General features: G+C 70.3%; 12 protein-coding genes. 10 read left to right on the forward strand and 2 right to left on the reverse strand.

Annotated elements, in window-relative coordinates:
* The first annotated feature begins 4 nt into the window (after window positions 1-4).
* The 7 genes from ACQE3C_RS03970 (at window position 5) to ACQE3C_RS04000 (ending at window position 7,953) form a co-directional block, all read left to right on the forward strand.
* On the forward strand, window positions 5-1,291 hold the full coding sequence (locus ACQE3C_RS03970; protein WP_434537903.1) for an IS256 family transposase: 1,287 nt from the start codon (window positions 5-7) through the stop codon (window positions 1,289-1,291).
* A gap of 89 nt (window positions 1,292-1,380) precedes the next feature.
* Entirely contained in the window at window positions 1,381-2,628 is a 1,248-nt protein-coding gene (locus ACQE3C_RS03975) for a serine hydrolase domain-containing protein (RefSeq protein ID WP_434537904.1), read from the forward strand.
* A 135-nt stretch (window positions 2,629-2,763) separates the two neighbouring features.
* A complete protein-coding gene (locus tag ACQE3C_RS03980) occupies window positions 2,764-3,225 on the forward strand; it encodes a hypothetical protein (RefSeq protein ID WP_434537905.1) in 462 nt (153 codons plus the stop codon).
* Window positions 3,226-3,228: 3 nt separating this feature from the next.
* The gene (locus ACQE3C_RS03985) at window positions 3,229-4,413 is read left to right on the forward strand and encodes a phosphotransferase (protein ID WP_434537906.1); all 1,185 of its coding nucleotides are present in this window, start codon (window positions 3,229-3,231) and stop codon (window positions 4,411-4,413) included.
* A gap of 96 nt (window positions 4,414-4,509) precedes the next feature.
* On the forward strand, window positions 4,510-5,340 hold the full coding sequence (locus ACQE3C_RS03990) for an ABC transporter ATP-binding protein (protein WP_434537907.1): 831 nt from the start codon (window positions 4,510-4,512) through the stop codon (window positions 5,338-5,340).
* The gene (locus tag ACQE3C_RS03995) at window positions 5,304-6,902 is read left to right on the forward strand and encodes a hypothetical protein (protein WP_434537908.1); all 1,599 of its coding nucleotides are present in this window, start codon (window positions 5,304-5,306) and stop codon (window positions 6,900-6,902) included. Before ACQE3C_RS03990 ends, ACQE3C_RS03995 begins: the two co-directional genes overlap by 37 nt.
* 376 nt (window positions 6,903-7,278) lie before the next feature.
* Window positions 7,279-7,953 carry an SPFH domain-containing protein gene (locus ACQE3C_RS04000; protein WP_434537909.1) on the forward strand — a complete coding sequence of 225 codons (675 nt, stop codon included), beginning with the start codon at window positions 7,279-7,281 and terminating at the stop codon, window positions 7,951-7,953.
* Window positions 7,954-8,081: 128 nt separating this feature from the next.
* Here ACQE3C_RS04000 and ACQE3C_RS04005 read toward each other — a convergent pair whose 3' ends face one another.
* A complete protein-coding gene (locus tag ACQE3C_RS04005) occupies window positions 8,082-9,392 on the reverse strand; it encodes a threonine/serine ThrE exporter family protein (RefSeq protein ID WP_434537910.1) in 1,311 nt (436 codons plus the stop codon).
* A gap of 51 nt (window positions 9,393-9,443) precedes the next feature.
* Window positions 9,444-11,153, reverse strand: coding sequence for a dihydroxy-acid dehydratase (gene ilvD / locus ACQE3C_RS04010; RefSeq protein ID WP_434537911.1), 1,710 nt, complete (start codon window positions 11,151-11,153; stop codon window positions 9,444-9,446).
* A 61-nt stretch (window positions 11,154-11,214) separates the two neighbouring features.
* Between ilvD and ACQE3C_RS04015 the strand changes: the two genes are divergently transcribed.
* From ACQE3C_RS04015 to ACQE3C_RS04025, 3 genes are read left to right on the forward strand one after another with little or no spacing between them, the layout of a single operon-like run.
* The gene (locus tag ACQE3C_RS04015) at window positions 11,215-13,284 is read left to right on the forward strand and encodes a S9 family peptidase (protein ID WP_434537912.1); all 2,070 of its coding nucleotides are present in this window, start codon (window positions 11,215-11,217) and stop codon (window positions 13,282-13,284) included.
* On the forward strand, window positions 13,284-14,171 hold the full coding sequence (locus tag ACQE3C_RS04020; RefSeq protein WP_434537913.1) for an NAD(P)-binding domain-containing protein: 888 nt from the start codon (window positions 13,284-13,286) through the stop codon (window positions 14,169-14,171). The genes ACQE3C_RS04015 and ACQE3C_RS04020 overlap by 1 nt, the downstream gene beginning before the upstream one ends.
* On the forward strand, window positions 14,090-14,431 hold the full coding sequence (locus ACQE3C_RS04025) for a hypothetical protein (RefSeq protein ID WP_434537914.1): 342 nt from the start codon (window positions 14,090-14,092) through the stop codon (window positions 14,429-14,431). Before ACQE3C_RS04020 ends, ACQE3C_RS04025 begins: the two co-directional genes overlap by 82 nt.
* The last annotated feature ends 142 nt before the right edge of the window (window positions 14,432-14,573 follow it).

Genomic DNA, 14,573 nt, shown 5'->3' on the forward strand with positions numbered 1-14,573 from the left:
GCCCATGCTCAAGGTAGTCCAGGAGGACATCGAGTCCAGCGTCGACGCGGCCACGGGTGGTGGGTCGCTGCTCGATCAGATCGTCCGTGACGGCGCGAGGCAGATGCTCGCGGCGGCGCTGCAGGCCGAGGTCGCTGCCTACGTCGAGCGTTTCGCCGACGAGGTCGACGAGCACGGACACCGGCTGGTGGTCCGCAACGGCTACCACCAACCGCGGGAGGTGAGCACCGCCGCGGGTGCGGTGCCGGTGCGCCAGCCGCGGATCAACGACCGGCGGACCGATGAGGCCACGGGTGAGCGGAAGCGGTTCACCTCGGCGATCCTGCCGGCGTGGGCGCGCAAGTCCCCGCAGCTGGCCGAGGTGCTGCCGCTGCTGTACCTTCACGGATTGTCGAGCTCGGACTTCGCTCCGGCGCTGGAGCAGTTCCTCGGCTCCTCCGCCGGCCTGTCGGCCAAGACGATCACCCGGCTCACCGAGCAGTGGCAGGACGAGGCCAAGACGTTCAGCCAGCGGTCGCTGGCCGGCACCGACTACGTCTACGTGTGGGTCGACGGGATCCACCTCAAGGTCCGCCTCACCCAGGACAAGGTGTGCCTGCTGGTCATGGTCGGGGTCCGCGCCGATGGCACCAAGGAGCTCGTCGCGCTCGAGGACGGGCACCGCGAGTCCACCGAGTCCTGGGCCGACCTGCTGCGCTCGTGCAAGCGCCGCGGCATGCGCGCCCCCGTCCTTGCCGTCGGCGACGGCGCCCTGGGGTTCTGGCGCGCGCTGCGCGACGTCTTTCCCGTCACCGCCGAGCAGCGCTGCTGGTGGCACAAGATCGGCAACGTGCTCGCCGCGCTGCCCAAGTCGGTGCACAAGGACGCCAAGGCCGCCCTCGCCGAGATCTACAACGCGCAGGATCGCGAGCACGCCCTGGCCGCGGAGAAGGCGTTCAGCACCGCCTACGGCGCGAAGTGGCCCAAGGCGACCGCGAAGGTCACCGATGACCTCGACGTCCTGCTCGCGTTCTACGACTTCCCGGCCGAGCACTGGATCCACCTGCGCACGACCAACCCCATCGAGTCCACCTTCGCCACCGTCCGGCTCCGGCAGCGCGTCACCAAGGGACCCGGCTCGCGTGCGGCGGGCATCGCGATGGCGTTCAAGCTCATCGAGTCAGCGCAACGACGCTGGCGCGCGGTGAACGCACCCCACCTCGTCGCCCTGGTCCGTGCCGGCGCCACCTTCGAGAAGGGCAAGCTCGTCGAACGACCCGAAGAATCAGGAGGCCAACAACACGTCGCGTGACACGCCGATCCACAGGTCTTGACAATTACTCTCCATCCCTAGGATGCTGTTCGTCCACATCACTCATCGCCGAGACAGGACCGATCCAGATGACCCAGACCATCGTTGACCCCCACACCATCGGCATCTCCGCCGAACGACTCGCCCGCATCGACGAACTCGTCGCCCAGCACCTGTCCGAGAACGCCTACCAGGGCATGGTCGTCCTGGTCGCCCGGCACGGGAAGGTCTGCTACCTGAAGTCGTTCGGCAAGGCCGCCGAGGGGGTGCCGATGACCGATGAGGCGGTCTTCCGGCTCGCGTCAATGTCCAAGGTGCCCAGCGCCGTGGCGGTGCTGCAGCTGTGGGAACAGGGCCGCATCGCCCTGGCCGACCCGATCTCGAACTACATCCCGGCCTTCGCCAACCCGAAGGTCGCGGTCTTCGCCGACGACGGCAGCTACGAGCTGGTTCCCGCGAAGCGCGAGATCACCATCCACGACCTGCTCACGATGACCGCCGGCATGACCAACACCTGGTGGGACAGTGCCTTCCCGCACCCCGCCTACGCGGTCGTCCCCAAGCTCTATGCCGAGGGTGGGGTGCGCGACGACATGAACAACCCGCCGATCACCCTGGAGGAGAACATCGACAAGCTCGCCGCGATGCCGCTGATCGCCCACCCCGGTGAGATGTTTGACTACTCCAACAACAGCGTCGACACCCTGTGCCGGCTGGTCGAGGTGGTCTCGGGCCAGAACTTCGACGAGTACCTGCGCGAGCACGTCTTCGGCCCGCTGCAGATGAACGACACCTGGTTCTACATTCCCGACGACCAGCGCCACCGCCTGGTCGAGGTCTACTGGCCCGGCCGTGACGAGGTGCACAGCAAGAACGTGCAGGTCGGCCCGCTCACGCTCGGCCCCGAGGGCGCGCACAGCCCGCACCACACCTACTTCAGTGGTGCGGCGGGCCTGCACGGCACCATCGGCGACTACTACCGCTTCGCCCAGATGCTGCTGAACAAGGGTGAGCTCGACGGGGTGCGGGTGCTCAGCCCGGCCGCGGTCGAACTGATGACCAGCAACCAGATCGGCGGGCTGACCAACTGGCAGCTGACCCAGAACAAGTGGGGCTACCAGCTCGACATCCAGCAGGACGTCAACGCCCCGGTCGGCTCGACCGCCTACCTGGGCGGGGCCGGCGCCTACAGCTGGCAGGGCTACTTCTCGACCAAGTTCGTGAACAACCCGCTGCGCGACACGGTCATCCTGACCATGTCGGCGGTCGCTGCTGACGGGGCGCTGCCGCACAACCTGCGGATCATCGCCGCCGCGAACGCCGCCGTCGTCGACTGAGGACTCTTGGGGCTCCGACAAGGGGTTTTGTCCGAGCCGGGGGCCGATGAGAGCTCTCTCATCCCCAGATCTTCATCGCCTCATCCCCGCTGTGTTTGATGAATCCATCGACAGCACGACGAAAGGTATGAAGCGATGAAGATCTCCAGGAGCACCACCGTCTGGGCCATCTCGGGAGCCATCGGCATCACCGCCGTGGCCGGGCTGCTCAGCGCCCAGGCCGAGGACTTCCCGGCCCCCACCGAGACCGTCACGGTCACCGCCACCCCCACCGAGACCCAGCGGCCGGCCACCCCGGCCACCACTGCCTCGACCACCACCACCGAGCAGACAGCGAATACCAGCGTCAAGCCGACCAAGCAGGCCTCGGCGAACTCGACCAACTCGGCCCCGTCGGCGAAGTCCCCGGCCAAGCCGGTCAAGAAGGTCGCCTCGGCACCCTCGGCGAAGTCGGTCGACTCGCCGAAGACCCCGAACTCGCCCAACTCGGCCCCGTCGGCGAAGTCGGTGGACTCGCCGAAGACCCCCAACTCCCCGAACTCGCCCAACTCCCCGGACTCCCCGGCCTCGGCCCCCTCGGTCGAGTCGGCTGACTGACCCATGGACGAAGCCCTGACTGCCCTGCGGGTGCTCTCCTCGTCCGAAGCTGAGCAATGGGTGCGCGCCGCCCTCACCGGTTCACCGACCGGCGGGGGCGACGCGGTGCTCGTGGAACTGGACGAGGTGCACCACCGCCCCCAGCACGACACCTCGGCGGGCTTCCACGTCACCATCACCACCCCCGACGGACGAGAGGTGGTCGAGTACCTGGTCGCCACCACGGCCCAGGTCAGTGGCGAAGTCTCCACCATCACCCACGACGACCTGACGCTGCGGTTCTGGCAGCACCCCGCCGACCCGCGGCTGCCGTCCCTGCCGCAGGCCTGCACCCCCGCCTCGGTCGCCGACTGGCTCGACCAGCCGGCCGACTCGGTTGAGCTGCAACTGCTGGCCTACCGACCCCTGCGCCGCGCCGTGCTGCGGGCCGGCACCCAGCGCGGCGCCCTGTACGTGAAGGTCGTGCTGCCCCGCAAGGGTGCCGACCAGGCCCGTCGCCACCGGCTGCTGGGTGCCGCCGGGCTGTCACCCGAGGTGGTCGCCGAACCGGCCCCCGGGGTGCTGGTGATCGACTCGGCAGCCGGTGAACCGTTGGCGCAGGTGCTCAGCCGCTGGACCCACGGCGGTGACTGGTTCGACCCGCAACGCATCGTCGACCTGCTCGACGCGATGCCCGCCGAGGTGATGGACCTGCCCACCCGCGAGGCCTGGACCGCCCGCCTCGACGTGCACGCCCGCGGCGCCGAAGCCACCCTGCCCGCGGCCACCGCCGAGATCGCCGCCCTCGAGGCCGGCATCACCGCGTTCGTCGACTCCCGCCTGGCGGGGCCCTGGGTGCCGGTCCACGGCGACCTGTACGAGGCGAACCTGTTCGTCGACGATGATCGGCTGACCATGATCGACGTCGATTCCGCTGGCCCCGGCCACCGGGTCGACGACCTGGCCTGCGTGCTGGCCCACGCCGCGGTGCTCCCGGCGTTGTCCCCCCAGCACTACGCGGGCCTCGAGCGCTGGGTCGAGCAGGCTGCCCGGGTCTTCGAGGTCGGCCACGATGCCGCCGCGCTGCGGGCCCGGGTGGCCGGGGTGCTGCTGACCCTGGTCGCCGGCGCCCCCGAGGACCAGGCCACCTCACGGCTGGCGCTGGCCAAGCAGTGGTACCGCCACGCCCTGGCCGCCACCGACCAGTAGCCGGGCGTCAGTAGCCGGGCAGCTGTAGCCGGGTGGCGCGAGGGATTGGCCACATGTTGGTTGTGGGGCCCCGGCGGGTTTGGAAGAGTCAGGGGCATGGATCCCCTGCAGCCCCCACTCACCCCGGCCCCGGCTGACCCGAACGTGCAGGCACCGGCGGTGCTCGTCCGCGGCCTGGCCAAGGCCTTCGGCAAGAAGGTGGCGGTGCAACCAACCCAACTGGCCGTCCCCAGGGGCAGCTTCTACGGGGTGGTCGGCCCCAACGGCGCCGGCAAGACGACCTTGATCAGGATGGCCACCGGACTGCTTCGTCCCGACCAGGGCAGCGTCCTGGTCGACGGCATCGACGTGTGGGCGAACCCCGTCGCCGCCAAGGCCGGCATCGGCATCCTGCCCGACGAACGTCGCATGTTCGAACGGCTCTCGGGCCGCGAACTGCTCCTCTACAACGGCCTGCTGCGTGGCATGGACGAGAAGCTGGTCCGCGAACGGCTCGAAGACCTGCTCGCCGTCCTCGAACTCAGCGACGACGGCGACAAGCTGGTCATCGACTATTCGGCCGGCATGCACAAGAAGATCGCGCTGGCCGCGGCCCTGCTGCACGACCCGCGGGTGCTGTTCCTGGACGAGCCGCTCGAGTCGGTCGACCCGGTCTCGGCCCGCACCATCCGCGAGGTGCTCACCCGGCTGGTCGACCGGGGCGCCACGGTGATCCTGTCCAGCCATGTGATGCAAACCGTCCAGCAGCTGTGCAGCCACGTGGCGATCATGGCCGCCGGGGTGATCGTCGCGGCCGGGGGCATGGACCAGGTGCGCGGCGGGCTCGACCTGGAAGACCGGTTCATCCAGCTCGTCGGCGCCCCCAGCGCCGAGATCGAGAGGAGGCTGGGATGGTTGGGCACTTCGTCCGACTCAAGGTCTCGCTGATCATTGCCGGTTTCCGCACCGGCAACCTCCCCCGCATCATCGGGTCGGTCTTCGGGCTGCTGCTGGGGCTCGCCGCCGGGGTGTCGGGCCTGGTCCTGGGTATCGCGCTGCGCTGGGTGCCCGACCCCTGGCAGGGGCTGGTGGTGCACCTGGGATTGGCGCTGGTGCTGCTGGTGTGGATCCTCGGGCCGATGCTGATCGCCGCCTCCGACGCCGCGATGGACCCGGTCAAGCTCACCCTGCTGCCGCTGTCGAAACGCCAACTCGCCTCCGGCCTGGCGGCGGCGGCGCTGGTCGGGCCCGGGGGACTGGCCACCGTGTTGACCATGGTCGGGTTGGTCATCGGCCTGGCCGCGCGCCCGGTCGACGTGCCGCTGGTGGTGATCGGGGCGGTGCTGTTCACTGTCACCTGCGCCATGGTGAGCCGACTGGTGATCTCCCTGGTGGGGCTCGGGCTGCGCCGACGTGGCATCCGTGACGTGCTGGCGGTGGCGGTGCCGCTGGTGGTGGTGCTGCTGTCCCAGCTGCCGAACCTGATCAGCCAGTTCGCCGTGCACCAGGGTGCCGCGGCCGCCGAACACGTGCTGGCCCAGGTCGCGCGGGTGACCCGCTTCCTGCCCAGTTCCTTCTCCGCCGAGGTGCTGCTGGCCGGTCACGACGGACGATGGCTGCGCGGACTGGTCGAACTGGCCGGCGGGCTTGCGCTGGTGGCCCTGGTCGGGTGGCTGTGGTCGCTCGTGCTGACCAGGGTGATGACCAGCCCACCGGCCAGCGGCGGGTCCGACCGGTCCACCCGGGCCCTCAAGCTCCCCTTCGCGCCGGTGCTGGCACGGCTTCGTCCGCGGGTGCGCGGGGTGGCGGCCAAGGACATCATCCTGATGTTCCGCGACCCCACCCAACGGGTCGGGGTGATCATCCTGGTCGTGTTCGGCCTGGCGGCAATCGTGGTGCCGGCCGTCCTGCTGCGCGACCTCCCGGCCGCGAGCTTCATCGTCGCCGCGGTGGCCTGGATCCTGGGGCTCACCTACACCAACATGTACGGCTACGACGGTAGTTCGCACTGGGTCAACGTGGCCGCCGGGGACGACGCCCGCAGCGACCTGCTCGGCAAACTGGTCGCCCGGCTGCTGGTCTACACCCCGGTGCTGGCGCTGATGGCGGTCGCGTTGCCGCTGGTGATCGAGCCGAAGCTGGTGGTCTCGGTGCTCGGCATCACCCTGGGCGTGTGGTTCGTCAGCATCGGGCTCGGCGTGCTGCAGTCGGTCATCGCCCCCTACCCGGTGGCCCAGTCCGAGGACTCGTTGATGGCCACCAACACGGGCACCTTCACTGCGTTCGTCGCGCAACTGGTGGCCTTCCCGGTGCTCGGGGTGGCCTGTGGTCCCTTCCTCGCCATCGCCATGCTGACCCTCGACCACCCGGTGTGGCCCAGCCTGGCCGGGCTGGGCGGAGCGCTGGTCGGGGCGCTGGTGATGTGGGGCCTGTGGGCCTTCGCCGTGCGGTTCAGCGCCGGACGACAACCTGAGCTGCTGGGCCAGATCTCCAAGCGGGCCGAGGCCTGAGCGGGGGCCCAATAAATCGGTGGCGGCCGGTGAGGCCCGGCTGCCACCATGGACGACGTCCTCACAGCAGCCGAGCCGGGGTACCGGGCAAGGTCCTGCGAATGGGGACAGGGCGCGCTGACAAAAGGTCAGTGCATGGCATACACCCTCGAAAGGTGCGGGGTTCGACTCCCCATTCCATCGGGTGTCGCCCCAGGATTCCAGTCCATCGAGGCCTTGTGTCCTCCCGCCACCGGCGGGTGGACCCGCCGACGTGGGCTCCCGGGGCGGCGCCCCCAGGGTGCCAAGCCGTTCGTTCAGCCGTTCAACCCACCCCGTTCGCCCAAACCCTGTTTGCCCAAGATCTGGGCCGACCGCGCCGAAGGAGGTCGCTGTCATGAAGATCACCCCGTTCCACGTCACCGTCATGCCGGGCGAAAATGCCCTGCTCCTGCGCCGCGGCCAGTTCCGGGGCGTGCTCACCCCCGGGCGCCACCAGCGCCACTGGGACGACAAGGTCATCCCGGTCTCGATGAAGTCGCGCACCACCGTGCTGGCCCAGCAGGACATCGGGACCGCCGATGCGCTGCAGGTGCGCGCCACGGCTGTCGCCCGGTGGAAGGTCGTCGACCCGGTCGCCTTCGTCCAGCGTGACGAGGACCCCCAGGGCGTGCTGTACCTGGCGCTGCAGACCGGCCTGCGCGACATCATCGGCGAGATCGAGGCCGCGGTGCTGGTCAACCGGCTGCGCACCGAGCCCGACCTGACCACCCGCCTGCACTCGCTCGTCCGGCAGGGTGTGGCGGGCCTGGGCATGGAGGTCTTCGAGGTCGTCGTCCGTGATGTGGTGCTGCCCGTCGAAGTGCGTCGCATCGCGATCGACCTCGCCACCGCCCGCGCCCGAGCCCTCGAGCAGCTGGAGGAGGCGCGTGCCCGCACCGCGGCGCTGCGTGCCCTCGCCAACGGCGCCAAGCTGCTCGACGACCACCCGGCGCTGGCCCGCCAGCAGCTGGTGGCCTCGATGCCGCCCGGCACCCAACTGGTGCTGAAGGTGGACGACTCCGAGGCCTGAGGCTCTCGTCCACCCAACCTCCAGTTGCCCTACTACGGTGCACTTGCCCCTGTTCCGGAACGGCGGCAAGTGCACCGTTCGGGGGCAAACTGCGCCCCTGGGCCTGCAGACGAGCGGACGAAGGGCTCTCAGCGCTTCAGGATCGCCGAGTCCCGACGGGTGAACGCCCAGGCCGGGTCGAGCACCATCATGGACGCGACCAGTCCGCAGACCATCGCGATCACCTGCAGCACCACGAAGATGCCGCTGCCGAGGGCCGAGAACAGGTCACCGGAGTTGAAATGCAGCAGCGCCTGCAGCGCCGGCGACCCCGGGATCATCACCAGCATCACCGGCACCAGCATGATCAGGCGGGTCAGGCCGAACCATCGTCCGACGGCATGGCACAGCACCCCCATCACCAGCGCCCCCACGAAAGTGGCCACGTGCTCGAGGGTGCCCGCCTCGAGCAGCAGCAGCCGCACCATGCTGCCGACGATCGCGATCATGCCCGACCACACCGCCTCGGGCCAGGGCGAGTTGAACATGATCGCCCAGCCGAACACCGCCCCGAAACTGGCCAGCACCCGCAGGGTCCACAGCCACACGGGGTCCAGCACCACCGGTGGCGGAGGGGTCGGCACCAGCCCCGCCACCGAGGCCACCACCCACGCACCGATCCCGATCGACAGCATCACCAGGGCGGCGTAGGTCAGTCGTCCGATGCCGGCCTGCAGGTCGAGCCGGGCCAGGTCGAGGGACCCCGTGAACAGCGGGAACCCCGGCACCAGGAAGATGCTGGCCGCGATGAACCCGGCCACCATCCGAGGCGTGCTCTCCAGCACCATCCCATGGCTGAACCACGACACCGCCAGGTAGACCAGCGAGGCGGTCAACGTCGAGAGCACCACCGACCCGAACAGGTTCAACTTGCGGGCCAACAACTGCCGGTGCAACGAGTACGAGGCCATGGCCGCGACGAAGACCGCCAGCAGCTCCCGCCAGCCACCACCACCCAGGAAGCCCACCGAGATGCAGGCCAGGCCGACGGCCAGGGTGACCATCCAGGCCGGGTGCACCGGCGGACGAGCCTCGATCCGGTCGAGTTGGGCCGTCACGTCGGTGGCATCGGCCCGCGCCGGCAGGCCACGGGCGAACTTCTGGATCGCGCGGATCCGGTCGGCATTGACCCCCGGGGTGGTGACCTCGCCGACCAGGGTGCGGAACAGGGTCCGCTGGTGCGTGGTCACCACGATGTTGGTGAACGAGATGGTGGCCTGCATGTGCTCGATGCCCAGGGCACGGGAGACCCGCAGCATCGCGGTGCGCACCCGCAGCGAACTGGTGCCGGCGCCGAGCATCAGGTTGCCGGTGCGCAGCACCAGGTTCGACTCGCGGATCAGCTCCCGGTAGTCCTGCTCGTCGGGTGGATCACTGGTGGGGCTCGGCTCGTCGGTCACGGCGGAATCCTACGGTGGACGCTGGTCGTGCTCGTCCGGTGGGCCGGGTGCTCAGCCGGTGACCGCGCCCCGGGCGGCGGAGTTCACCAACCGCGAGTACTTCGCGAGCACCCCACGGGTGTAGCGCGGCGGCAGCGGCGCCCAGCCCTCGCGGCGGGCCACGAGCTCGGCCTCGTCGACCAGCAGGTCAAGGGTTCGTCCGGCGATGTCGACGCGCACCCGGTCACCGTCACGAATGAACGCGATCGGCCCGGCGTCGACGGCCTCGGGGGCGATGTGGCCGATGCACAACCCGGTCGTGCCCCCCGAGAACCGGCCGTCGGTCAGCAGCAGCACGTCCTTGCCGAGGCCCGCGCCCTTGATCGCCGCCGTGATCGCCAGCATCTCGCGCATGCCGGGGCCACCCTTGGGGCCCTCGTAGCGGATCACCACCACGTCACCGTTCTTGATCAGGCCCGCCTCCAGCGCGTCCATGGCGCCGCGTTCCCGTTCGAACACCCGCGCCGGGCCCTCGAAGACATCGGCGTCGAAGCCGGCCGACTTCACCACCGCGCCCTCCGGGGCCAACGAGCCGTGCAGGATGGTCAACCCGCCGGTGGCATGGATGGGGTTGTCCATCCGGTGGATCACCTCACCGTCGATCGGTTGGGGGTCCAGCTCGGCCAGGTTCTCGGCCACCGTCCTGCCGGTGACGGTCAGGGCATCACCGTGCAGCAGCCCCTCGTCGAGCATCGCCTTCATGATCACCGGGATGCCACCGTGCCGGTCGACATCGTTCATCACGTACTTGCCGAACGGCTTCATGTCGGCCAGGTGCGGCACCTTGTCACCGATCCGGTTGAAGTCGTGCAGGTCGAGGTCGACATCGGCCTCATGGGCGATTGCCAACAGGTGCAGCACCACATTGGTCGACCCGCCCAGCGCCATCGCCAGCGCAATCGCGTTCTCGAACGCCTCGATGGTCAGGATGTCGCGGGTGGTGATGCCCTGGCGCAGCAGGTTCACCACCGCCTCACCCGAGCGGTGCGCGAAACTGTCGCGGCGCCTGTCGGCGCTGGGCGGGGCGGCCGAACCGGGCAGGCTCAACCCCAGCGCCTCGGCCACCGAGGCCATCGTGTTGGCGGTGTACATGCCACCGCAGGCACCCTCACCGGGCGCGAAGGCACACTCGATGCGCTTCAGGTCGTCACGGCTCATCCGCCCGGCCATGCACGCCCCGACCCCCTCGAAGGAGTCGATGATGGTGATCTCCTTCTCGGTGCCGTCGCTCAACTTCACGTGCCCGGGCGCGATCGACCCGGCGTAGAGGAACACGCTCGACAGGTCGAGGCGGGCGCTGGCCATCAGCATGCCGGGGATCGACTTGTCGCAGCCGGCCAGCAGCACGGTGCCGTCGAGCCGTTCGGCCATCACCACCGTTTCGACCGAATCGGCGATCACCTCACGTGAGACCAGCGAGAAGTGCATGCCCTCATGCCCCATCGAGATGCCGTCGGAGACCGAGATGGTGCCGAACTGCAGCGGGTACCCGCCGCCGGCATGCACCCCTTCCTTCGCGGCCTGGGCGAGCCGGTCGAGGCTCAGGTTGCAGGGGGTGATCTCGTTCCAGCTCGACGCGATGCCGACCTGGGGCTTGTCCCAGTCCTGGTCACCCATGCCGACCCCGCGCAACATCCCGCGCGAGGTGGTGGCCTCGATGCCGTCGGTGACGACCCGGCTGCGGGGCTTGATGTCGATGGAATCGCTGGCCTCGGTGCTCATTGCCCCAATCTAGTTCGAAACCGCTCGATAGTCTCGGTTCGCCGGCCCACGAAGGAGACCCATGCAGCCCCAGGACATCCAACACCTCATTGCCCTGTCGCGGCCCGCCGTGCACCCCAGCGGCGAGTGGGCGGTCGTCGCCTCGTCGCGGCCCGACCTGGCCGCGAACCGGGCCGTCGGCCAACTGTGGCGCATCAACCTTGACGACGGACGAGCCACCCGGCTCACCCGGGGCGTCGCCGACGCCGCCCCGCAACTGTCGAAGGACGGACGACTGCTCGCCTTCCTGCGCGCCGACGACCGTGACAAGCCGCAGGTCTTCGTCCTCGACCCCGCCGGCGGCGAACCGGTGCAGGCCACCGCCGCCGAGGGCGGTGTCGACCAGTTCGCGTTCTCGCCGGACGGCGACCGGATCGCCTTCACCAGCCGGGTCGCCGAGCACGGCCGCTACGGCTCGGTCGAGGGCCTGGGCCCGCGCGACGAGTCCCCGCGGCTGATCGAGGAACTGGCCTACCTGGGCAACGGGCTGGGCTGGACGAGGGACCGCCGCGCGCACCTGTTCGTCGCCGAGGTGCCCGACCCGCACGGTGAACCCAGCTACCGCCGCGCCCCGCAGCCCGGCGACGGGCTCGACGGCGTCGAGGTGCCCACCCCCGAACCGGCGGTCGCGCCGGCCACCCGGCTGAGCAGCGGCGACCACCACCACACCGGCCCGGCGTGGACCCACGACGGCACCCGGGTGGCGGTCATCACCGCCCGCCACGACACCCGCGAACACGACCTGCTGGGGTCACTGGTCGAGTTCGACGTGGCCGCCCCCGACGAGCAGCCGCACGTGGTCGTGCCGGCGAGCGCCGGGTTGTCGATCCACAGTGCCATCACCACCACCGCCGGCGGGTACGCCCTGGTCGCCCAGGAGATGGGCCCGACTGGGCGTGACTTCCTGGCCCGCAACGCCGGGCTCTACCTGGTCGACTCCCCGGGTGAGGCACCCCGCCGACTCACCGACGCTGAGACCATCGACCTCGGCGAGGTCGGCAGCCACCTCACCGAACCCGGCGAGGGGGCCGGCGGCGGGATCCTCGCCCAGTTCCGCACCCGCGGGCGGGTCCAACTGGCGCGGGTCACCCCGCTCGGCCACGACCTGCTGACCAGCGGCGACATCGAGGTGCTCTCGCACGGGGCCGGTGGCCCGCGGGTCGTCGCCGTGGTCGCGACCCCCACCTCGGCCGCCGAACTCGCCGTCGTCGAGGACGGCCGGGCCCGGGTGATCACCACCTTCGGGGCCGCCCTCGCCGACGCCGGGGTGGTCGAGCCGAGCGAGCACGAGTTCACCGCCCGCGACGGCAGCCCGGTGCACGGCTGGGTTTGGCTGCCCGAGGGGCCCGGCCCGCACCCGGTGCTGCTGAACATCCACGGCGGGCCCTTCGCCCAGTACGGCGTGCACGTCTTCGACGAGGCGCAGGTCGCCGTCGCCGCCGGGTACGCGGTGGTGCAGTGCAACCCGCGCGGCTCGGCCGGCTACGGCCAACAGTTCGGACGAGCGATCCGCCACGCCATGGGCAGCGTCGATGCCACCGACGTGCTCGACTTCCTCGACGCCACCCTCGCGGCCCACCCGAGCCTCGACGCCGAACGCGTCGGGGTGATGGGCGGCTCCTACGGCGGGTACCTGACCGCCTGGCTGATTGCCCACGACCACCGCTTCACCGCCGCCATCGTCGAGCGGGGCTTCCTCGACCCCGAGACCTTCATCGGCACCAGCGACATCGGCTGGTACTTCAGCGAGGGCTACACCGGCGACGACCCGGCCCAGCGGGCAGCGCAGAGCCCCATGGCGGTGGTCGAACAGGTGAGGACCCCCACCCTGGTGGTGCACTCCGAAGAGGACTACCGCTGCCCGCTCGAACAGGCGCAGCGCTACTACTCGGCGTTGAAACGGCAGGGCGTGGAGACCCAACTGCTGGTCTTCCCCGGCGAGAACCACGAACTGACCCGCAGCGGCAGCCCCCGCCACCGGGTGGAGCGGTTCGAGCACGTCATGCGCTGGTGGGCCACCCACCTGCCGGTCGAGCGCACCGACGCCCAGGAGGGACTATCCGGCGCCGCCGCGGCGTTGGACCTCCTGTGATGCCTGACCTCGACCCCACCCGCGTGCACGACAGCCTGGTGATCGGGGCCGGCCAGGCAGGATTGTCCGCCTCCCACCACCTGGCCCGGCTCGGCATTGAGCACCTCGTGCTCGATGCCAACGACGCTCCCGGCGGTGCCTGGCAGCACCGCTGGGACGCGCTGCGGATGGCCGATGTGCACGGGGTCGCCGACCTGCCCGGCACCGAGCGCCCCTCGTCCGGGCCCGAGGAACGGGCCAATGTGGCGGTGCCGGCCTACTTCGGTGACTATGAGCAGGCCCACTCCCTGCCGGTGGTGCGCCCCGCGGCGGTGCAGCGGGTCCGGCGCGCCGCTGACGACAGTGGGGACTTCCTGGTCGAGGCCCGGGTGGACGGCCGCGCCCTGACCCTGCGCAGCCGCACCCTGGTCAACGCGACCGGCACCTGGACGCGGCCGTTCGTACCGCACTACCCGGGCCGCGCCGGGTTCGTCGGCACGCAGCTGCACACCCACGACTTTCCCGGGCCCGAGTTCTTCGACGGACGACGCACCGTCGTGGTCGGCGGCGGCGCCTCCGCGGTGCAGTTCCTGGGCCTGCTGGCACCACGGGTTGGCGCCGAGAACCTGGTCTGGGCCACGCGCCGCGAACCGGTCTGGATCGACCACGACTTCACCCCCGAGTTCGGCGCCCAGGTCGTGGCCGAGGTCTCCGAACGGGCCCGCGCAGGCCTGCCCACCCGCTCGGTGGTCAGCTACACCGGCCTGTTCCTGCGCGAACAGAACAGGCGGCGGCCGCGCTCGGGGTCTACGACGCCCGCCAGCCCATGTTCAGCCGCATCGAACGCGATGGCGTCAGCTGGGACGAGCCCGAACCCGGTCGTCCGAGCTTCGAGCCGGCCGACGTGATCCTGTGGGCCACCGGCTTCCGGGCCGCGATCGACCACCTGGCCCCGCTGGGTTTGCGGTCGAGGTATGGCGGCATCCAGCTCGGCGACGACGAGACCACCGCCGTGGTCGACCCGCGGGTGCAGCTGGTCGGCTACGGACCCTCGGCCAGCACGATCGGGGCAAACCGGGCCGGACGACGGGCCGCGCTCGGGGTGCGCCGGGCCCTGCGCGAGCGGACCGACGGCGAGCGAACCGACGGCGAGTCGCTGACTGCCTGAACCATGCCGGCCGGGTCGCTAGCCCACCGACTCGACGCCAGGGATTCACTCGAGTGTATTGCGTCCGTGATACACGTGCGCTAGCCTCTTTGTATCAAGAACGCGATACACGAAGGTCTCGCGTCACGAGCAAGGAGGCGGT

The organism is Aestuariimicrobium sp. Y1814 (assembly GCF_050113895.1).
Lineage (GTDB): Bacteria > Actinomycetota > Actinomycetes > Propionibacteriales > Propionibacteriaceae > Aestuariimicrobium.